This is a genomic window from Erysipelothrix piscisicarius, assembly GCF_003931795.1.
In the GTDB taxonomy this organism is placed as follows: Bacteria; Bacillota_I; Bacilli_A; order Erysipelotrichales; family Erysipelotrichaceae; genus Erysipelothrix; species Erysipelothrix piscisicarius.
In genome coordinates, this window is the sequence record NZ_CP034234.1 from 288,714 (window position 1) to 310,759 (window position 22,046).

Annotated in this window: 19 protein-coding genes and 1 pseudogene; 15 read left to right on the plus strand and 5 right to left on the minus strand. The window is 36.2% G+C overall.

Annotation, left to right across the window (positions count from 1 at the left end):
• Positions 1-10: 10 nt before the first annotated feature.
• Together EEI45_RS01415 and EEI45_RS01420 are read right to left on the minus strand one after the other, a co-directional pair.
• Positions 11-925, minus strand: coding sequence for a metal ABC transporter solute-binding protein, Zn/Mn family (locus EEI45_RS01415; RefSeq protein ID WP_125163847.1), 915 nt, complete (start codon positions 923-925; stop codon positions 11-13).
• A 1-nt stretch (position 926) separates the two neighbouring features.
• Positions 927-1,580 (minus strand): metal-dependent transcriptional regulator, encoded by a 654-nt coding sequence (locus tag EEI45_RS01420; protein WP_125163848.1) that lies wholly within the window; start codon positions 1,578-1,580, stop codon positions 927-929.
• Between the two features lie 146 nt (positions 1,581-1,726).
• Between EEI45_RS01420 and EEI45_RS01425 the strand changes: the two are divergent.
• From EEI45_RS01425 to EEI45_RS01435, 3 genes and pseudogenes are all read left to right on the plus strand, one after another.
• Positions 1,727-2,386 (plus strand): annotated as a pseudogene (locus EEI45_RS01425) (metal-dependent hydrolase).
• Between the two features lie 98 nt (positions 2,387-2,484).
• Positions 2,485-2,958 (plus strand): hypothetical protein, encoded by a 474-nt coding sequence (locus EEI45_RS01430; RefSeq protein WP_125163849.1) that lies wholly within the window; start codon positions 2,485-2,487, stop codon positions 2,956-2,958.
• 103 nt (positions 2,959-3,061) lie between these two features.
• Positions 3,062-4,212, plus strand: a protein-coding gene (locus EEI45_RS01435) for an IS3-like element ISErh1 family transposase (protein WP_407644011.1) whose coding sequence is annotated in 2 segments (ribosomal slippage) — positions 3,062-3,350 and positions 3,350-4,212 — 1,152 coding nt in all. Because the reading frame shifts where the segments join, the coding sequence is not laid out codon by codon here.
• Between the two features lie 78 nt (positions 4,213-4,290).
• Here EEI45_RS01435 and EEI45_RS01440 read toward each other — a convergent pair.
• Positions 4,291-4,914 carry a sortase gene (locus tag EEI45_RS01440; RefSeq protein ID WP_125163850.1) on the minus strand — a complete coding sequence of 208 codons (624 nt, stop codon included), beginning with the start codon at positions 4,912-4,914 and terminating at the stop codon, positions 4,291-4,293.
• A gap of 88 nt (positions 4,915-5,002) precedes the next feature.
• On the opposite strand from EEI45_RS01440, the gene dnaX reads away from it, so the two are divergent.
• Genes dnaX through EEI45_RS01455 form a run of 3 tightly spaced genes read left to right on the plus strand, consistent with a single transcriptional unit; the run spans position 5,003 to position 8,308 of the window.
• Complete coding sequence (gene dnaX, locus EEI45_RS01445; RefSeq protein WP_125163851.1) at positions 5,003-6,817, plus strand: DNA polymerase III subunit gamma/tau; 1,815 nt, start codon at positions 5,003-5,005, stop codon at positions 6,815-6,817.
• A 12-nt stretch (positions 6,818-6,829) separates the two neighbouring features.
• On the plus strand, positions 6,830-7,420 hold the full coding sequence (gene recR / locus EEI45_RS01450) for a recombination mediator RecR (RefSeq protein WP_125163852.1): 591 nt from the start codon (positions 6,830-6,832) through the stop codon (positions 7,418-7,420).
• 9 nt (positions 7,421-7,429) lie between these two features.
• Entirely contained in the window at positions 7,430-8,308 is an 879-nt protein-coding gene (locus EEI45_RS01455) for a hypothetical protein (RefSeq protein WP_125163853.1), read from the plus strand.
• On the opposite strand, the gene EEI45_RS01460 is transcribed toward EEI45_RS01455, so the two are convergent.
• Entirely contained in the window at positions 8,271-8,816 is a 546-nt protein-coding gene (locus tag EEI45_RS01460) for a CYTH domain-containing protein (protein WP_125163854.1), read from the minus strand. The two genes, EEI45_RS01455 and EEI45_RS01460, sit on opposite strands and share 38 nt — an antisense overlap.
• 42 nt (positions 8,817-8,858) lie before the next feature.
• Here EEI45_RS01460 and EEI45_RS01465 point away from each other — a divergent pair, with 42 nt between their 5' ends.
• Entirely contained in the window at positions 8,859-9,641 is a 783-nt protein-coding gene (locus EEI45_RS01465; RefSeq protein WP_125163855.1) for an NAD kinase, read from the plus strand.
• Between the two features lie 40 nt (positions 9,642-9,681).
• On the opposite strand, the gene EEI45_RS01470 is transcribed toward EEI45_RS01465, so the two are convergent.
• A complete protein-coding gene (locus EEI45_RS01470; RefSeq protein WP_125163856.1) occupies positions 9,682-10,893 on the minus strand; it encodes an FtsW/RodA/SpoVE family cell cycle protein in 1,212 nt (403 codons plus the stop codon).
• A gap of 41 nt (positions 10,894-10,934) precedes the next feature.
• Here EEI45_RS01470 and EEI45_RS08845 point away from each other — a divergent pair, with 41 nt between their 5' ends.
• Genes EEI45_RS08845 through EEI45_RS01505 form a run of 8 tightly spaced genes read left to right on the plus strand, consistent with a single transcriptional unit; the run spans position 10,935 to position 22,009 of the window.
• Positions 10,935-11,708 (plus strand): hypothetical protein, encoded by a 774-nt coding sequence (locus tag EEI45_RS08845; protein WP_228410437.1) that lies wholly within the window; start codon positions 10,935-10,937, stop codon positions 11,706-11,708.
• 43 nt (positions 11,709-11,751) lie between these two features.
• Entirely contained in the window at positions 11,752-12,498 is a 747-nt protein-coding gene (locus EEI45_RS08850; protein ID WP_228410438.1) for a hypothetical protein, read from the plus strand.
• On the plus strand, positions 12,495-15,002 hold the full coding sequence (gene mutS / locus EEI45_RS01480) for a DNA mismatch repair protein MutS (RefSeq protein ID WP_125163857.1): 2,508 nt from the start codon (positions 12,495-12,497) through the stop codon (positions 15,000-15,002). The genes EEI45_RS08850 and mutS overlap by 4 nt, the downstream gene beginning before the upstream one ends.
• On the plus strand, positions 14,995-16,752 hold the full coding sequence (gene mutL / locus EEI45_RS01485; RefSeq protein ID WP_125163858.1) for a DNA mismatch repair endonuclease MutL: 1,758 nt from the start codon (positions 14,995-14,997) through the stop codon (positions 16,750-16,752). Before mutS ends, mutL begins: the two co-directional genes overlap by 8 nt.
• Positions 16,749-17,645 carry a tRNA (adenosine(37)-N6)-dimethylallyltransferase MiaA gene (gene miaA / locus EEI45_RS01490; RefSeq protein WP_125163859.1) on the plus strand — a complete coding sequence of 299 codons (897 nt, stop codon included), beginning with the start codon at positions 16,749-16,751 and terminating at the stop codon, positions 17,643-17,645. The genes mutL and miaA overlap by 4 nt, the downstream gene beginning before the upstream one ends.
• Positions 17,646-17,701: 56 nt before the next feature.
• Positions 17,702-18,553, plus strand: coding sequence for an ABC transporter ATP-binding protein (locus EEI45_RS01495; RefSeq protein WP_125163860.1), 852 nt, complete (start codon positions 17,702-17,704; stop codon positions 18,551-18,553).
• A complete protein-coding gene (locus EEI45_RS01500; protein ID WP_125163861.1) occupies positions 18,537-19,670 on the plus strand; it encodes an ABC transporter permease in 1,134 nt (377 codons plus the stop codon). Before EEI45_RS01495 ends, EEI45_RS01500 begins: the two co-directional genes overlap by 17 nt.
• A 47-nt stretch (positions 19,671-19,717) precedes the next feature.
• Positions 19,718-22,009, plus strand: a complete 2,292-nt coding sequence (locus tag EEI45_RS01505) for an ABC transporter ATP-binding protein/permease (RefSeq protein WP_125163862.1) — start codon at positions 19,718-19,720, stop codon at positions 22,007-22,009.
• The last annotated feature ends 37 nt before the right edge of the window (positions 22,010-22,046 follow it).

Below are 22,046 nucleotides of genomic sequence, written 5' to 3' on the forward strand. Positions count from 1 at the left end.
CCCTTTTCTTTTATTTTAAGTTGTCTACAATTGTATCAACATTAATTTTATACGTCTCGATATAGCTCGCATCTTCTTTTAAGGAGTCCGAATAAATTTCTCCACCAATTGAAACATCAAAACCACGGTCTTTTACTGCTGCTTGTAACGATTCAATTGTTTTCTTAGGTACGCTTGATTCTGTATAAATTGCTTTAATTTTTCGATCAACAATCAAGTCTGAAACTTTATTGATATCTGCGATACCCGCTTCAGATTGTGTTGAAATCCCTTGGATTGCTTCCACATGAACACCAAAGTATCGACCAAAGTATGCGAACGCATCATGGGCTGTAACTAATACAAGTTGTTGTTCTGGAATCTCAGCAATACGATTTTTAATGTACGTATCCATATCTGATAATTCAGATACATATTCTGTTGCATTATTTTGATAATAATCTTTGTTCTCTGCATCAAATGCTGATAATTTATCCGCTACATGTTGTGCACTTTTTTTCCAAAGATTTACGTCAAACCAAATGTGTGGGTCATGACCCCCTTGTTCTTCATCATTAATGATGTCACTTGGTACAAGTGCATCTTCAAGTTTAATAATGTTTTTACCAGATCCTTCAAGACCCGATAGAACATCATCCAATTTAGCTTCAAGATGAACACCATTAAATGCTACAACGTCCGCTTCTTGGATTGCTTTAACATCACTTGGCTTTGCTTTATACAAGTGAGGGTCAACACCAGCAACCATCATTCCATTAACGGTTACCTTATCTCCACCAATAATTTCCACCAGGTCTTTAATCATTGTTGTTGTCGCAACAACATTAAGTTTCCCCTCTTTTTCAGTCGATGGTTTATCGGGTGCGGATTTACATCCTGTTAATACTAAGAGTGAAACAAGTAAAACTGCTAATATTTTTTTCATACTATTCCTCGCTATCTAATATTACGTAGATTTCTTGTGATGCCTTATGACTTACCGGAACATGACGATTGTCGATCAAGATATGGTGGGGTCCCTCATATGGATCAACTTCCACAACTTCAAACGTTGCACCTAAATTTAATTTCACATGTTCTAAATAATTTAAGAGTTCTTCGTGATCACGTACTTTCGCTAGCACACCACGTTGGCCTTTTTTTAATGAACTTAATGGGACTGACAGATTCGTATCTGCCGTCGCATTTCCATAAATCCGACTTCCGTGAGGACAGTGTTCTGGAAAACCTAGAAATTCATTTAACCGATCTGCAAGGAGTTCTGAAGTACCATGTTCAAGAACTTCCGCATCTTCGTGAACTTCAGTCCATGAATAACCAAGATGCTCTACAAGAAATACTTCCCAAAGACGATGCTTACGAACTAACGTTTTGGCTTCATTTGTTCCCTTTTCCGTTAAAGATAATCCAAGTTGTTTATCTTTAACGACATGATCTGATTCAATAAGCTTTCGAACCATCTCACTTGTTGAAGCAGGAGAAACGCCTAATCGTTCCGCAAGTTCTTTATTGGTTAGCTTTTCATTTTTTTCATTACATGAGTAAATTGTTTTAATATAATCTTCACGATTCGGTGTCATTGCATACCTCTTTCTAATAATTAGTCTAACCTAATTCATTAGTAGTATACACCTAACCTCTATGTTATGCAACCCATTATCCATCATTTTCCTTTCACACACTTACACACAGTCCCGTGTTACATTAAGATAAAAGAGGTCTTTCTATGAAATATATTTGGCACGGGCATTCATGTTTTGAAATTATTTGTAACAACAATCGTATGATTATTGATCCATTTATTACAGGAAATCCTTTAAGCACGACCGATATCACTGAGATATCCGTGGATGCGATTCTCATAACGCACGCACATGAAGACCACGTGGGTGATGCAGCCCGAATCGCGAAACAAAATAACGCCCCGATTATTTGTATCGTAGAGCTTGCGAATTACTTCGAGGAAGAAGGGCTTGAAACCATTGGGATGAACTTGGGTGGAACGTAGCGTCTTCCCTTTGCGTCCATAAAAATGACGCCTTCCCTCCATTCTTCATCTTATAAAGGAAAGGAACTAGGTGTCGCTGCTGGATTTGTCATCGATGATGGGACTTCTCGTTTCTATCATGCGGGAGATACCGCACTATTTAGTGATATGGAACTTATCGGTCCAGTTGACATCGCATGCCTTCCCATTGGAGATCACTTTACGATGGGTATTGAGGATGCAGCTCATGCTCCCCACTTTATTTCATCCCAGTACTATATACCTATGCACTATAATACCTTTCCCCTCATTCAAGCGGATCCAGAATTGTTTAAACTAAAATGCTCCCCCAAAAAAGTTATGATCCCCAAAATAGGCGAAATATATCACGTAAACTGACATCTAAGCGTGGTTTTGTTGTATATAGAATGTTTTCTCTCTTTCAGTATTGTTTAGTAAACATAGAGGAGTATAATTAAAATAAAGGAGTGATAATTATGTTACAGGAAAGAATTAATCGTGTTATTAATAATCATCAAATGAGTTGCGAACACCGCAGTCATTACCTCTATATCTTAAAAGGATTTAATGTTGTCCTTGATCGATTTACGGTTCCCGTTGAGAATTTAGATATCAATCGTATTGAAGAACAAAAAAACTTCTACATTAAATATGAGGAAGCGATGACCCTGGGAGATGGCATCATCAAACGACTTAAAGATAATAACTATGATATTTGGATTGTTGAGTTTAACCTTTTTGAAGGGGCTTATCTTGCAAAACGGGTTCTTTCAGATTATCTTGAAGCAACACCACTTGATGATTTCTATCTCGTTCAATATCCTGATCTTTCATGGGTGGAAACGCATAAAACGATTGCGATTTTCAACACTGATAATCCCCTCAAGGGAATTTCTGACATGCCATTGGATAATGATGCCCGTCTTGATTTGTTTAAATCTATGAAATAAAAAAACTTAGTATAAAAGGAACTGACCTAGTTCCGTGGGACTAAAGAAAAAAACCTCTTGTATGAGAATTATTGTAAAATAGTTCAATATAGGAGGTTTTTATATGGGAACACGAACTATGCATAGCTATGAGACAAAGATGAAAGTTATAGAAATGAAATTGGCAGGCTACTCAAGCAGGTTTATTCAGACTGAACTTGGAATAAAAAATGTAACACAAGTCAAAACATGGTGGAGATGGTATCGAAATGGTGAACACTATCGATTTTCTCAACCTGTAGGCAAGCAATATACTTTTGGAAAAGGGCCTGAAGGAGACACGGTCGAAGAAACACAAAGACTTAGAATTAAATCTTTGGAGCAACAAATTGAACTATTAAAAGTATTTGAAAGAGAAAGGATGTGGTTCCTGAAATAATCATCAAGCTCGTTGAAGAGTATCGCAACACTGTATCTCTTAAAGATATCTTGAATCTTTTTGGGGTACCTAAGTCAACGTATTACCGTTGGACTAAAAAAGAGCAACTAGAGTCTAATAATTATTCTGTCAATGAAGCATTAGTAATTGAACTTTGTAAAGAAAATAAATTTCGTTATGGATATCGAAAAATAACTGCATTAATTCGAAAAGAAAGAATTATCAATAAGAACACTGTTCAAAAGATAATGCAGAAACACCAATGTCAATGCCGTGTTAAGGTCAAACGGTATCGAAAAAACAAAAATCCGAAGATCATTATGCCCAATATCATTAATCGCGACTTTAAATCACTACGTCCTCTAGAGAAATTGGTGACAGATATCACTTACATCCCTTATGGCCATAAGATGCTCTATTTATCTACGATCATGGATTTATATAATGGTGAGATTATTGCGTCTACATTGAGTGACAGACAAAACCTAGAATGTGTGGTTGATACATTAAATCAACTTCCGGATATCGTTCAGCCATGTATTCTTCATTCTGATCAAGGGAGTGTCTATACATCAAAAGAGTATCAACTCAAAGTAAAAAATAAAAGCATTACCATGAGTATGTCCCGTAAGGGTACACCCGCTGATAATGCTCCTATCGAATCGTTTCATGCCTCGCTAAAGTGTGAAACATTCGAATTAAACCCAGAACTAAAGGGTTCTACTGAAATTGTATCACAAACTGTGATAAACTATTTAAAATATTACAATGAAAATCGAATACAAGAAAAGCTAGGATATCAATCTCCCGTAAATTATCGGTTAACTTCATCCTAACTTGGTTTTTTCTTTAGTCCCAAGGAACTAGGTCAGTTCCGAACTGACCTAGTTCCAGGAAACGGTGTTTTTATATGTTTAACGAGTTGGTTCAGAGCTTTCAAGCTCTGCTTTGATTATTGTACGGTTAACGCTGTAATCGTTCGCTTCGGTACAAGTCACAAGTGTAAGTGTTGCACCACGTGATTCATCGTCATTCAGTACAGAAGTATCCGTATAAGGTACTTCAAAGTTGTCATAGACTTTATAGATATAAGTTGTATTATCTTCTTTTCGATGCAATTTAATTGTATCGCCTTTTTCGATTTTTTCGAAATCACGGAAGACACAGCTTGCACAACGTCCATTATGTCCTGCTATCGAGAAGTTTCCTTCTCCAGGCGGGTCAATTGAACGATTCCAAGCTACAACATAACGGTTGAGATAACCCCAGTCGTTTGATTTCACAATCAAATGGTTGATATCAAGTTTTTCAATCTCGATCGAGCCCCATTTATCCGTCTCTTGTTTTGAAGGACCATCAGAATCATCTTGAGGTAGGGGAGCATTTAGAAAGTCTTGTAATTCTCGTTTGAGCGCTTCGCGTTCAAGGTAAGAAGAACCGACATCGTAAATGATTATTCCTAATCCAGCGAGGATCATCATGATTCCTAAAAAACCAAATAAATTAAATTTTTTCTTTTTCTTAGTATTGTTTTCCATAGTCATCCACCTTAAATACATTATATAGATTGTAAAACAGAATATCAATATAAGGTCCTCCATGATATAATGAGATAAAGGTGATAATATGTCGTATCAATCGTTATATCGTAAATATAGACCTTCACATCTTGACGAAGTTGTGGGGCAAGAACATGTCGTTCATGTTTTAAAAAATTCAATTACTAAAGATAAGATATCACATGCATATCTTTTTTGTGGTCCACGTGGAACAGGAAAAACATCGATAGCGAAATTATTTGCGCGGGCAGTCAATTGTGAGAATCCTGATCAAGTAATTTGTGGAACTTGTGACAATTGTAAGGCTGTAGCGGATGGAACGCATCCAGATCTCATTGAAATTGATGCCGCAAGTAACAATGGTGTTGATGAGATTCGTGGTCTTATTGAAAAAGTGAAATATACACCGATTCTCGGAAAATATAAAGTCTACATCATCGATGAGGTTCATATGCTTTCACAAGGTGCTTTTAATGCACTTCTTAAGACATTAGAAGAGCCACCAAGTCATGTTGTATTTATATTAGCGACAACAGAAATACATAAAGTGTTGCCTACAATAATTTCGCGCTGTCAACGCTACGATTTTAATCGTATTGGCGAAGTGGATATTGCGAAGCGATTGGATTATGTCCTTGAAAAAGAAGATGTAGAAGCTGAACAAGGAGTTTCGAAACTTATTGCAAGTTTATCTGGCGGTGGTTTAAGAAATGCATTAACGATTCTAGAACAAGCGATTGTTCTAGCAGATGATCAGATTACGGTAGCACAAATTAATGATACCAATGGTATCATTACAGACCAAGATAAGATTCGTTTATTCAATAGCATTCAGGAACAAAATATGGAAACGCTTGTGAATCAAATTGCAATGATGAGTGAGAAGAGTGTTAATATTGATCGCTTGATGATGGATCTCATTAGTGGATTAAAAGATTCAATTATCTATTCACATACAAATTCTGAAACGCTTGTCAACGAAAATAGTTTAATGTTTATCCAATATCTTGCGAAGTCGTTACAGGTTCAAGAACGATTGCAAGTGATTGACAAACTATTAGGTTATATGGATAAAATGAAATTTTCTCAAAATCAATCAACATATTTTGAATTCGCTATGGTGGATGTTTTTAATTCATTTAATCATAAAAAAAATAATGTGAATTTGAATCAACAAAACCAAGAAGCAATGACAGCTGAAGAAATCTATCGATTAGAACATGGTAATAAGCAGAGAAAGACATCACACAACGATGTTCCTAAGTCAAACGAGTCGACTCATGAACCAATTATTTTCGAAACAAATAATCCGGAAGAAATGATTGAAGATGAGATTATTGAAGAAGAAATTCAAATTGATACAGAAGTCTTTATTACAGAGCCAAATGACCAGCCGGATGCACTTCTAACAGTAGATGAAGTTGTTCAGTATATGGTAACGGCTGATAAAGCAATTCGTATCCAAGACGATGCCTCATATCAAGCAATTGATCGCTATAAGGTTGATTTAACGTGGGCACGCGCAAGTAGACTTATAAGTGGTGGGAAACTGGTATTAAGCAGTAATTTCTTTGTTGTTATTGCACTCGTCAATGACGCAGCGGTTCGAGAAGTGGCAGCAATACGAAATCAAAGCGAACTTTATCATTTCTCAAAAGTTCTTTTTGGTGGATCAAAGCAAATTTTAGCCATTACACAAGAAATGTACGCAGAAGCTGTTTCTAAATTTCTAGATCTTTCAAAGAACAACAATTTACCAGAACCAATAGAAGCAAAACCGTTTAACGATCAATCTCAAGAAGATGAAGTTGAACAAAAAGATGAAAGCTTAGAAAAAGTAAAAGAACTGTTTGGGGGAATCGTAGAGATTATAGAATCGTGAGGTTGTCAATAAATGTATCCTAAAAAACTAGAAAAATTAATTGAATCGTTTATGATGCTGCCTGGGGTTGGACAAAAGACGGCTGAGCGTTATGCACTCAGCATTTTAGATCAAAAACCAGAAGATGTGGATAAATTCTCACAAGATTTGAGTACCGCACGGCATGAAATTCAATCATGTAAAGTTTGCCATAACCTCGCGGATGAGGCGGTTTGTCAAATATGCCAAGATGAAACGCGTAATCGTTCAATCATTTGCGTTGTCGCAACAGCAAAGGAAGCATTTTCAATCGAAAAAATGAATGAATATCACGGTGTTTATCATGTCTTAGGGGGATTAATCTCTACTCAAAAAGGGATTCTTCCAGAGAATTTGAATATTCAGTCACTCATTAATCGTGTTGATGAAAACGTAACTGAAGTTATATTAGCGATCAATGCTACCGTTGAAGGGGAAATGACATCGCTTTATCTGGCGAAAAAATTAGAAGATCAAGCAGATGTTTCACGTTTAGCTTTTGGATTACCAATTGGTGGTCATTTAGACTACGCAGATGATATGACATTGATGAAAGCTTTTGAGGGTCGCAGTAAAGTTAAATAGGAGGTCCATATGAGCTCAATAGCATATATTTCCGATGAAAAGATGATTGAATATCATCGAATTAATGGAAATCAAACCGTAAATTTTTGGAGACTCAGTCTTAAAGGCTTTGAGCGGTTTGATGTTGGCGACTTACTTTTTTTCTTAGACAGGCGTTATATCCATCCTCAAACGAAAGAAAAGGGGATTATTGGTTATGGTCGCGCAAAAACAGTGCGCACCATGAGTGTAAAACGAACATGGGATCAGTATGGAACCATGAATGGCTATACTTCATTTGAAATGTTTGAAGAAGCAATTTTGAACCGTACTAAAGATCATGAAGTGCCAAAGCAAATTCAGAGCATCGAACTCGAAGATCTCAAGTTCTTTGCTGCACCAATCTATCTCCATGAAGTAGATTTTAAACTTACCAAACGTTTAGAATCATTTACTTATCTTGAGGATGATGACCAAAATACCGTATTGAATCTTCTAAACAAAGGATTAGAAATTGGGCTGGATGAGTGGTTTACCAAAGTCCATAAACATGAATTAAGCGAACGTGACATTATTCAAGATCTCGAGCATCAACGTCTAAGAGATATCCTATCAAGCATTCGGACGGAGTGGACGCTTATTCAGGAGTCGATGATTTCTACCAATCAAGAAAAGTATAAAATCGGACCGATTGGATATACCTATTATGGAAACAAAACTGCATCCATATCATTGCCCTGTTCATCCCTTAAGAATCAAATATATCCCTTGCTTGGTATTTCCTGGGTAATAAAAAAAGAACTTGAAGATTTCAAGTTCTCAATTTCTTTATGCATTAAAAATCAAACAGCATCACAATCATACAAGGATCTTATTCAGCAGATGAATCTAGAGCTCGTAGATATTTAGGTTTTGAAGGTTTATATTGAATCCCCAATAATTGAAGCGTATCAAGGTAGTGCGGGTACGCTTTTTCATTGCTTTCATGAAGTTCATATTCCAGTTCATAATCGGAATTATTTAAAAAACGGGTATAATCTAAACACCAAACACCATAGATGTCAGAGTATTCATAGCGGACTGTATTACTGAATGCGATGACCTCCATCGTATTTACGTCAATGTCTTTTTCATTTAAAAAATCAATAATGCGTTCATCCATAAGTGACTTTTCATTTAAAATAACCTCGTATTCCAATACACCTTCTTCTTGAGGTACTTTTAATGTGAACTCATGAATACTACCAATTGTGCGTATACGGCACATGGAGTGTTGTTTAAATAAAGAACCTTTCGGTGTATCATAGTATGTATTTTCTTGATACTTAGGATCTTTAAAAGGGAACGAATTCAAAATATGGTTAAATTCGTCCTGGGTGAGTTGAGTTTTATATTCAATTTCGAGATGTTGTTTCATACATCTATGGTACAATAAGTCTAAAGGAAAAGGAAGTGGATTATGAAACGTTTTACACTTGTTCAACGTGGTGATGCTGCGTCACAAGGGATCTGCATGAAGATTCGCGATGCTCTTGTGAAAAATAATTTTATATTTGATGACCAGAATCCTGAACTCATTATTTGTGTTGGTGGAGATGGAACACTTTTAAAAGCGTTTCATGACTGGATTCACATTATTGACGATGTAGCCTTCGTTGGAATTCATTCGGGAACGTTGGGTTTTTCCACAGACTATACTAAAGATTGTGTGGATCAATTTATAAAAGACGTAATCCATAATGAACCCGTGATTGAAGAAAAACGGATTCTTGAAGCACTCTGTATAAACGATACGCGTGAAATCCAAGTCTGTGCACTAAATGAAATACGTGTTGAAAACATCGTTAAAACACAAGCGTTAGATATTTACATTGATGATTGTTATTTCGAGACATTTAGAGGGAATGGTGTTTGTATCTCTGGGCAATATGGTTCGACTGCATATAATCGTTCCATCGGTGGTGCCGTTATTTTCCCAGGATTAGATTTACTACAACTAACCGAAATATCTGGAATTCATCATCGATATGCACGCAGTTTGGATTCGCCTTTGATTATGAAACCGGACTCTAAAATCATTCTAAAAAGTGATTCATTCGATCATGCATTATTATGTTATGATCACCTTCATAAGCATTTAGATGGTATTCATGAGATTAGAATTTCCAGCTATCCAAAAGTGATGCGTTTTGCGCGGTTTAATGATATTCCGCATATTCAACGATTGAATGCTTTATTTTAAAAAGAAAAGAAGGAGTGACCCTAAAGTCCTTCCTTCTTTTTTAGTGTTTGTGTAAATTAATGGTTTCGCTGTACATATGCAGTGCGACAGCAATGGGTATCATATAGGAAACAAGAGATGATCCTCCATAAGATATAAAGGGTAAGGTAATTCCGGTAATTGGCAGGATGCCTAGAATCATACCGATATTCTGTAAATCCTGGAACACAATCATTCCAATGATTCCCATCATCATATATCGTTCTTTAGATAAATTACTTCTTAGTGTATTTATCACAAGTTTTATATCAAAGGCAAATGATAAGATAACAACTAAAGATGCACCGAGAAACCCAAAGTTTTGCGAAATAACGGCGAAAATAAAGTCAGTTTGAGGTTCTGGGAACTGAGCAATTACAGATCCTAAGGGATGACCTGTAAGACCTGCAGTACCAAGTGATAACAGTGCTTGGAAGAGTTGGTATCCATATGTTTGAGGATACTTCTCATAATCGAGCCAACCATAGAAACGGGTGAGACGATAATGCGTTGCACCACCACCCAAAATGGTATTGAGTAACTCTTGATTATTGTAATAAAGCCAAACAATACCCAGTAGCAGTCCAAGTGCAAGACCAACAATAACAATGATCCATTCGCGTCGAACACCAGATAGGAAGAACATCGTAGCGAGGCTGACAAGAATAACAATTGGAACCCCAGTATCAGGTTGTAGAAATATCAAGATAAAGGGTGGAAGAACATATTTAATCATTTTATAGATTAATTCAAAATCACTTTTAAATGAATATTCAGTTTTCAATGTATTATGTTCATGAATAGTATTGGCGGTTTTAATTACGAGTACGATTTTCATAAATTCACTCGGTTGGAAGGAACCAATACCCGGAATAGAATACCAAGCATGCGTCCCATTTATTTCTGCAGCGAAGGGTATGTGAATACCGAATCGAGAAGATAGAACACGTGCTATAACAAGACCGAGTAGACATACCATTAAAATCCAATAGGCAATATCTACTGCAGTGAAGATACGATCGACGCCGATTTTGAGTAGAAAAGCAACGACTCCAAGACCTACGACAATCCAGCTAATTTGTTTTATTACTAAATTGACGCCCCCATCTTGGTTCATAAGTGGTGCTGCAAGATGAATTGCCACAAGACTTATTCCAAAGAGTGCAAAGAGTAAGACAATTAAAGTTACATCAAGGGTGAAGTGTCGTTTGCTTTCATTTATAAATTTGTTCATCGTGCCTCCTTTTGCGAATGAATGTAATAGTGTATAATAGAATGGAAAAGTTAGAGGTGCTCAAAATGAATCGTCTTCAGACATATTATGAACAGTTACAACTCCCATTGAAATCATTATTCTTGGGTTGTTTCTTGATTACAATCGGTTCTATCATAGCAAACCCATATATCGTAATGATATTTAAATTTAACAGTCCACTATTTGTTACAGCATCGAAATTGTTGTTGTATGCTGGTGGTATCATTTTATCATATTTTCCACTGTATGTTTTTATTAAATTGTTAACGCATCGAAATGATGAAACCAATGTCGTGGTTACAGGATTTATTTCATATTTAGTGTTCTTAGTTGTGATGACGCTGTTGTCACCAACAACATCACCAAAAGCTGCGTATTCAGACATTTTAAACATTACAATTGGAAACGAATCATATGGTTTGTTTAAAACAGGAATTTTTGGCTTCTTAGCCGTACTCCTTGTGGTTCGATATTGTTATCGAAGCCATAAAGAAACAACTGGTTTCTCCCAAGTTTCTTATTTAGATAAAGATACACTTAAATTAGTGAATGCAATTATTGGATCTGCAATCGTAGGGGCGCTTTTTGCATATGGATGGCTTATGTTTGTGGATGGTATCTACAATGCATTGAAATTTATATCTTCAGATTCTCATAATCCGATGAGTCTTTTTGCATACGGAGGGTTAGAACGACTTCTAACACTTGGGAACATTCAAACGATGATGCATCAAGAAATATGGCTTGGATCTCTTGGGGGATCCTGGATGAATATTGAGGCGAAACGTTTGTAGGGATGCCAATATTTGGACGGCTCAACTTAAAGAGGGTCTAAATATGATTAGTGGTGCTGGACGCTATACGAGTGCATACTATGTGCTTAATCTATTTGCGATTCCAGGTTATCTGCTTGCAGTTGTTTCAACAATCTCCAATAAAAAAGTTTTAAAGAAAAACATTTCACTCTTCGTTATTGTAATTCTAACATCAATGCTCGGGGGAATTATCTTCCCAGTTGAGTTGTTAATGCTTTTAACAAGTCCAATTCTATATTTCTTCCATCTCTTTATGACCGCATTTATTTATGCGATTCTTGTTGGATTTGGAGCAACCGTAGGCTTCTCGTATTTGGGAACGTTGACAAGTGCAACACCGGGAAACCTTATCGATTTTATTGGTCTTATGAGAAATACAGTAATGTTTGATAAAATTATGATTATTCTATTAGTTGGTATTATTACATTTATTATTTACTTTGCGATGACCCGTTTCTACTATAGTAGAATGGCAATTGATGTCTTAAATATTGGAAGTAAAAAAGAACGTGTTAATGATTTTATTGAACGATTGGGAGGCCTTGAAAATATTGAAGCGATTTCAAGCACACCAACGCATATCCATGTTGCGCTCCGTGATCGTGATGAATTAAATGTTTCAGGATTACACCGACAAGGGGTTACTCGTATCGTTGAGACTCGACAAGGTTTTACACTTTCTGTAGGATCCTCATCGTATATGTTGCAACGTGCGGTAAATCGTCATCTTGATGCACTTCCTAAAGCGGAAGAGGATGCTGAAGAATGACACAAGCAACATTAACACCAATGTTACAACAATATATGGACATAAAGAAAAACACCAATGATGCGTTGGTGTTTTATCGCTTGGGAGACTTCTATGAATTGTTCTTTGAAGATGCTATCACAGCATCAAAAGTCTTGGATCTTGTTTTAACAGCGCGTTCAGCTGGAAAGGATCAAAAGGCCCCAATGTGTGGTGTTCCACATCATGCGGCGCAAGGTTATATTCAAAAATTAGTGTCCGCAGGGTACAAAGTAGCAATTGTGGAACAAGTTGAAGATCCTAAAAACGCAAAAGGGATTGTTAAGCGTGATGTCGTTGAGATTGTAACGCCAGGAACATATTTTGAAATGGATGATAACGAAACGCGCGAAATTGCTTCAATAACGCTCGATTTAGTGTATGCAACGATTGTCAGTTGCGATATCGTTTCAGGAAATCTACGTGCAATTCGTGTCATGAATGATTTTGTTGAAATTATTAAAGTACTCCAACAATTTCAAGTAAAAGAAATTGTTGTTTCTGAACATTTTGATTCTAAAATTCTAAATGAAATTAAAAGTAAAACCGAAATCTATATTTCGTATCAAGAAGACTTAGCAGAAGATGTTCAACATCAAGATCCAACAATTTGTAAAACACAAGCACGGTTAATTCAATACCTCATTTATACACATAAGCGTAGTTTGAATCATTTATCAGAAGTTGTAGTGCTTAATGATGAAGCATATTTACGTATGGATTATGCTACAATGACGAATCTCGAACTCATTGACCATCAAAAGGGAAAAGAATTATCCCTATTCCACTTTATTAATCATACTAAAACAAACATGGGAGCACGCGCACTTAAAGAAATGTTGATGCAACCATTGGTGAGCGTTGATTCCATCAATAAGCGACACATTCAAATTGAGACACTTATCGAAGATTATCTTCTTGCGGATGCACTTTCTCAATGTTTAAAAGAAACTTATGACATTCATCGCGTTATTGCACGCTTATCAACCGCAAAGCATAATGCACAGGATCTTGTGCGTCTTAAAAAAACACTCGGTACCTTCAAACGAATACAAGAAGTAGTGGACGGTATTGACTGTTTTAACTTTATGCAGATCAACCCTCTTCAGGATGCGTATCAAGTACTTGATACACATATTTTAGACGATGCGCCGGTTGCACTTAAAGAAGGGAGAACCTTCAAACAAGGGATTCATTCTGAACTTGATGAACTTTTAGAGTTATCAAAAAATGGGAAGAAATGGCTTGTTAATTTTGAGGCGGAACAACGCGAAAGAACGGGCATTAAGAACTTAAAAGTTGGTTATACCCGTGCTTTTGGATATTACATTGAAATTAGTAAAGGCCAAATTGAGAATGTTCGTGAAGAGTTTGGTTATATTCGAAAGCAAACCTTAACAAATGCTGAACGATACACTAGTGAAGCATTACAAGAATATGAATTAAAAACAAGCCAAGCCAGTGAACGTATTTTAGAAATTGAACATGAGTTGTTTGATTCTGTTACTCAATATATTTCACAATTTTCAACGGAAATCCATAATATTGGATCATCGATAGCGCTCATGGACGCTTTGCTCTCACTTTCAGAAGTGTCTGCTTTACCAGGTTATCAACGTCCAGAATTTGTATCCGGGAGTGAGTTAGATATTAAAAACGGAAAGCATCCAGTTTTAGAATCAACATTAAAAGATCACCAGTATATTGCAAGTGATGTATTAATGAATGCAACCCGTAATACTCTAATCTTAACGGGACCCAATATGGGTGGTAAAAGTACCTATATGAGAATGGTCGCACTTAATGTTATTTTGGCGCAAATTGGATGTTATGTTCCGTGTGAAAGCATGACACTCAGCCTTGTAGACCAAATCTTTACAAGAATGGGTGCAAGTGATGATATTTTAATGGGACAGTCAACATTTATGGTTGAAATGATGGAGGCTCAAGCAGCACTTTCGCGTGCTACCAAACATTCCTTAGTGCTTTTTGATGAAATTGGACGAGGAACGTCAACATATGACGGAATGGCACTAGCTCAGGCAATTATCGAGTATATCAATAATTCAATTCAAAGTCGCACAATTTTCTCAACGCATTATCATGAATTAGTGACGTTAGAATCGATGTATGAGGGGATTAAAAATATTCATGTGGAAGTACATGAAGAAAACGATGAAGTGACGTTCCTCTATAAAGTCATTGATGGCCGTGCGGATAAGTCGTATGGGATTAATGTAGCGCGTTTGGCTCATTTACCTCAAAGTATCATTGAACGTGCTAAACACAATTTAGAGGTTCTTGAATTGTCCAAAAGCCGTTTAGATATTGATTCTAAGGTTGTTACGGTAGAAGTAGAACCGCAGGGATATAGTGTCGTAAAAAATAAATTGCAGAGCCTTGATGTTAACCAATTAACACCAATTGAAGCACTCATGGTTCTTTCTGAATTAAAATCAATCATTGAGGACAAAGGCGATGAATAAAATAAAAGTACTGGATACACATCTAACGAATATGATTGCTGCTGGAGAGGTTGTAGAACGTCCTGCGGGTATTATTAAAGAACTTGTAGAAAATTCAATTGATGCGAATGCTACAAGTATTGAGGTGCGTATTGTTGAAGGTGGGATGGGCCTTATTGAGGTCAGTGATAATGGTGATGGAATGGGCGGTGATGATTTATCACAAGCATTTGAACGTCACTCAACATCAAAAATTAAAAGTGTCCTCGATCTTAATGCGATTGCTTCTTTTGGATTTAGGGGTGAAGCATTACCATCGATTGCTTCAGTAAGTCATGTTGAAGCGTTATCAAATGACGGTACTGAAGGTCATCGCATTATTATTGATAATGGAGTAAAAAAGGTTAAAGAGCGAGCAGCTCGCAATCAAGGAACAACCATATCTGTTTCAAGTCTATTCCTTAAAACCCCTGCAAGGTTGAAGCACATCAAAAACATCCATTATGAAACATCAATCATCCTTGATACAATTCAAAAGTTTGCTATGGGAAATCCACACATATCATTTACCCTTTATAACGAAAGTAAAATAAGTTTTAGAAGTTATGGCCGGAATGATATAGCGGATGTTTTTCATCGTGTTTATGGTGCTCAAGTGACTCAAGACACGAAACTTTTTAATGCTGAAAATTACGATTTCAAAATTGATGGAATTATGGCGCTCCCTCAACATAATCGCGCAAACCGATATTCAATTTGGCTTTATATTAATAATCGTATGATTCGATTCCCTAAGATTCAAAAAGCAATCGTTGATGGTTATCGCCGTCATATGCCTACTGATCGCTACCCAATTGTTGTGATGAATATTCACGTTGATCCTCAATTAGTGGATGTGAACGTACATCCAAGCAAGTGGGAAATTCGTTTATCAAAAGATAATGTTCTTGTGGAACTGATTCAGGACTGTTTTTCATCAATTTTAGATCAACATATGCGTCCACAACGCATTACCTTTCCCACGCAACCACCCGTTCAAACAGATATAAAAGAAGACCTGCTTGGTGAACCACTACCACGTTTTGAACCGTTGATTGAAGAACCCAAAAAAGTCTATGTTCCTGATTATCTGCCTGAATCATTGCCACTTTCAGACTTTAAACCCCGAGAAATTGAACCTTTGGAGGTATCTGAAAGAATCGAACCCCTTACCGTCTTATCACAAATGAGTGGATGTTATATTTTAGCTCAAGGCGATCAAGGCCTGTATATCATTGATCAGCATGCTGCAATGGAGCGTGTACGGTATGAATATTATCAAAATAAAATGTTAAATCAAAACAACCCTACACAAGATTTTTTAATACCTCTAATAATCGAAGGACGTAAGCCAATTATTGGTCGTGTTCACGAGATTAATCAGATTCTTAAAGAATTTCAACTTGAGTTGGAAGTGTTTGGTGATGATGCATTTGTATTAAGAAGTACACCTTTATGGATCGAGGAAAAAATCGTTTCGGAGTTTATACATGAAGTTTTGGATATGTTTGAAGATGAACGAACAATTCGTGAAGAAGACTTACGACGAAATGTTTTGGCTACGTTAGCATGTCATTCTTCAGTTCGATTTAATGAATATATGTCTATGGATGAGATGACGGAGTTGGTGCGACAACTGAGAGCGTGTGATCAACCCTTTCATTGTCCACATGGTCGACCAACATTTATTACAGTTGAGCATAAACAACTCATCAAGGAGTTTAAACGATGAAAAAAGTTATCGTCATTGCCGGTGTAACAGCATCCGGAAAATCGAGCTTGGCAGTTTCATTAGCCAAAGAACTTAATGGAGAAATTATAAGTGCCGACTCCGTTGCTGTTTATAAAGAACTCAATATTGGCAGTGCAAAACCAACCGAAAAGGAACAAGATGGAATTTCGCACCATCTCATTGATATTGTTTCCATTACGGACGCATATCATGTTGCACGTTTTCAAAAAGAAGCACGAGAAGCGATTGACTTAATATTAAGTAGAGGTAAAACACCAATTGTGGTAGGTGGAACAGGGCTCTATATTAATGCATTGCTTAATGATTATAGATTTAATGAGGAGGTTCACCTTCCTCAAATTGATGAAACGTTATCCAACCAAGATTTACTGAATGAACTATTAGAAATTGATCCAGTTACTGCAGAAAAAATTCATGTCAACAATCGAAAGCGTCTTATTCGATCTTTACAAATGGTCAAGAGTGCGAATTTGACCAAAGCGGATGTTAATGAGAATAGGGGAAAAACACGTCTTTATGATGCTAGAATCTATTTCTTGCAAGGGGAGCGTTCAAGACTTTATGACCTAATAAATGCGCGTGTTGATATAATGATGCAACAAGGACTTTTGGAAGAAGTGACTGAACTTTATTCGAAGTATCCTGAGTTATTCACGATGCAAAGCATGCAATCGATAGGGTATCGAGAGTTCGTAGATTATTTCCAGGGGAATAGTACGTTAGATGAAGTTCAGGAATCCATTAAGAAAAACACCCGAAGATTGGCAAAGCGTCAAATTACCTGGTTTAAGCATCAAACTGAAAGTACATGGATTGATATTTTTAACAGTAATCCGTTAGAGTTCGTGCTAAATGATTTAAAAAAGTGGTAGATCCACTTTTTTTAGGTCAAAATTTAAAGAGTGCACATCTATTAGAGGGGTGTACTATGAAAGTTGAACAGTTAACGAAGCTTTATAAGAACAAACGAGGAATCAAAGATATCTCGTTCGAAATCAATGACGGTGAAATTCTCGCTGTGTTGGGGGTGAACGGAAGTGGTAAATCGACGCTGTTTAAGACAATTACAGGTCTAATTCAAAAAGATTCAGGAAATATTTATGTTACTAACATCGGATATATTCCGGAAAATCGTTCGCTGTATAAGGATATTACAGTAAAAGAGCATTTAGAACTCTATGCGCAATTGCATGGTATGGAACTAAATGAAATACAGTCAAGTTTGGAATATTGGATGAAGTATTTGGAAATTGAAATCTATTTCAAATCTAAAATCATGACACTTTCTAAAGGGAACCAGCAAAAAGTACAAATTCTATGTGGGCTGATTCACGATCCCAAAACAATCATAATGGATGAACCACTCAGTGGTTTGGATATCCACAATATGAGACTGATTAAAGGATTACTTCGTAAACTGGCGAAAAAAGGAAAATCAATTCTAATTTCAAGCCATCAATATGAAGAGGTCGAAGAGGTCTCCGATTACGTTCTAATTTTAAAAAACGGGAAAATGATGAAATATGGATCACTCAAAGCGTTAAAGCGGGATGCAGCGATAACATATCTAATAGTGGAAAAGGAACAGTTTTATGATATCAAACATCTTGGCTTAGACTTTAAAGTTGTAGAGGACAAGGTGTATCTGATTATTCATAATAAGGACATTTTAAAAACTATACTTCCAAATTTAATTGAGAATCGATGCGTTGAAAAAATTATCGTTGATTCAATTTCTTTAAAAGAAATGGTGGAAACTACCTATGAAGACACTCATTAAGTTTTCAATTAAGCGACGCATGCTGAATCGCGCCACCATCCTATTTTATGCAATCGTATTTACCGTGATGGGATGTTTGCTTTTTGGTGATAAAATTTTAGCGATTCTTTTACCCAGTGTTTCAGAACCAACACCCATTAAAACCATCGATATTGATTGGGAACGTTTTGCTGATGGATTCGAAAAAATCATAAAATATGATGATGAAGCTTCAGTTCTAATTACAAAAAAAGAAGGCGTTTATACAATCCAAACGGAAACACCCTTAAGTCCGACCGAGAAGAGTACATTAGGCTTGATTATTGATAGCTATGAAAATGGGAGTCATGAGAAGCCAGTGATTTTATACAAGACTACCGCCAAGAATAATCTTAATCTTGAAATTGTCTTTTCAATTCTTACAACCTTATATTTCTTAATTACCTCTTTAAGTTCTTCCGCAATGAGTGAGGTTATTATGGAGAAAACTTCCAACGTCCTAGAGATGGTACGTTCGGTGATTCATGTGAAAACATATTTTGTTACTAAAGTAATTCTTGGACTCATGATGATGACAATTCAACTCACAAGTCTTGCACTTATTTTTAGTTTTTGGGTATGCATGCGTCAGACATATGATCAAGGTGAGGGGTTGGTCGATTTATTACAAACGCTTGGTATTCTTGATTTTGAGGGACAAACATTTATTGATATCATAAAGAACCTAAACTTATCACAGAGTGATTTTATTAATATTGGATGTGCCTTTTTAATTCTAATGGTTGGAATTGCAACGATTCAAATCATCCTACTCGTACTTGCAGTTCGTATTCGATCCATTGAAGAAGCAGGTAGTGTTCATGGTCCGCTATACTTTTTAATGTTATGTATTTACTATCTATCGATTTTTCTCAATACACGTTATCATATGACCGAAGGTTGGGGTGTCTATTTGTCCCTAACACCACTATTTAGCATGTTGTTTCTCCCTCTTCGTGTGCTTGTCTATGATGTCAGCATCTACGAGATTGCATTTTCATTTGCGACGGCCATTGTTTTTTTTACACTCGTTTTTGAGTACTCGAAGTACTACAGTGAGAAGTTTATTTTTGACAATGATACGAAAAAGATTGACTAATAACCTCTAATGTATTACTGTGTTAATACATTAGAGGTCAAAATAAAATGTTAAAATTAGATAAAATAACCAAAAGATATGGTGAAGTAGAAGCGCTCAAGGGCGTCTCTTTAACATTTAGAAAAAACGAGTTCGTTTCAATTCTCGGTCCTTCAGGATGTGGGAAGACAACGATGTTGAATATAATAGGTGGACTTGATCGTTATACGAGTGGGGATCTTAATATTTCAGGAATCTCAACGAAAAACTATAAAGATCGTGATTGGGATTCTTATCGGAACAGCTCTGTAGGTTTTGTTTTTCAATCCTATAACTTAATTCCGCATCTTACGGTTCTTCAAAATGTTGAACTATCATTAAAATTATCCGGAATTTCAAAAAAAGAAGAGGAGTCACGTGCTCGTACTGCTTTAGAAAAAGTTGGATTAATCGATCATATTAATAAAAAACCGAATCAATTGTCAGGTGGACAAATGCAACGCGTTGCAATAGCGCGTGCGATTGTTAATGATCCTGAAATTATTCTAGCCGATGAACCCACGGGAGCACTTGATAGTAAAACCAGTGTTATTATCATGGATTTACTCAAAGAAATTGCTCAAGATCGTCTTGTTATCATGGTTACTCATAATGCAGAGCTTGCGCATGAATACAGCAATCGAATTGTAGAATTGTTGGACGGGCAAATTATAAGTGACAGTAATCCTTATGAAACAGATATTAATGGAGAAAAACTTACTAAACAAAAACGTACAAAAATGCCATATATTACAGCGCTTGGACTCAGTGGAAAGAACTTGTGGGCTAAAAAAGGACGTACCGTCTTAACAAGTTTTGCTGGAAGTATCGGAATTATCGGAATCGCGTTGATTTTGGCGCTTTCTTCAGGTTTATCCAACTCAATTAATAAAATGCAGTCGGATACACTCGCGACATCACCGATTACAATTAATACCTCCGTTTTTGATTTTTCAGGACCTGTTGTGGCAGAAGATACATCGAATATGAGTGAGTTTCCAACAGATTCCAAGTTGCAAATCTATGAACCTAAAGTTCAAACAAATGTTATTACAAACAATATTACTCAAGAGTATATTGATCATGTGAATAAGCTTGATGCAGATAAATATATCTCAATCCAATATATTCACAAAGCAAATATGAATATGATACGTAAAACCAGTGATAAATACGTTCATGTACAATCAAGTTCATCACATATGGGTGAGTTACTCGATAATGAAGACTTCAACAACAATCAATATGATGTTCTTGAAGGCCGTATGCCTCAAGGTGATAACGAGATGATTTTAGTCGTGGATAACTATAATCGTATCGCAAAAGAAACAATTAAAGAATTGGGTCTAGGTGATATCGAAAATAACGTTGATTTGAAATCGCTTATAGGTCAAGAATTTAAGTTAATTCAAAATAACGACTATTTTGTTAAAGATGAATTTGGGCTCTATCGCGAAGCAAGTCAACAGAACTATGAGACAATCTATGGATCTGAAAATGCCAGAACCTTATCGATTGTGGGTGTGATGAGACAAAAAGAAGATTCATCATTCCAAATGTATCAGCCGGGTTTATATTACCGTTCGGATTTAGTTAAGGCCTTTATCAAGGACTCTACAAATTCTGATGTTGTAAAAGCTCAAAAAGAGGTTGGTAAAGCGTATAGTGTTGTATCGGGGATGGGATTTGAAGGGCATTCATTTAAAGAAGCGGATGCACTCTACCAAGATCAACTTGAGGAACTTGGGTCATCTTCATTACCACGAAACATCTCAATTATTTCTTCAGATTTTGAAGCGAAAAAGGAAATTCGTACACACCTTGACGCTTACAATATTGATAAAAAAGATGCTGATAAGATCACTTACAGTGATATGTCAGAAATGATTACAGGTGTCATGGAAACAGTCGTGAATACAATTTCTTATGTGTTGATTGGATTTTCATCCATTTCTCTTGTCGTTTCTTCATTGATGATTGGAATTATTACATACGTTTCAGTTATCGAACGTACCAAAGAGATTGGTGTACTTCGTAGTCTAGGAGCTCGTAAAAAAGATATTTCGCGTGTATTTAATGCTGAAACATTCTTAATAGGATTTGTATCCGGGACATTGGGGATCGTAGTTACATATCTACTTACCTTCCCAATCAACGCGATTATTTATAACCTCACAAAAACAGAAAATATCGCCGTGGTTAATCCAATACATGCAGTGATTTTAATTATAATTAGTATCGTACTAACATCCATTTCTGGAGTAATACCTTCAAGAATGGCTGCCAAAAAAGATCCTGTAATTGCTCTAAGAAGTGAATAGAAAAAAAAGGCATCCTCGTTCAAAGGATGTCTTTTTT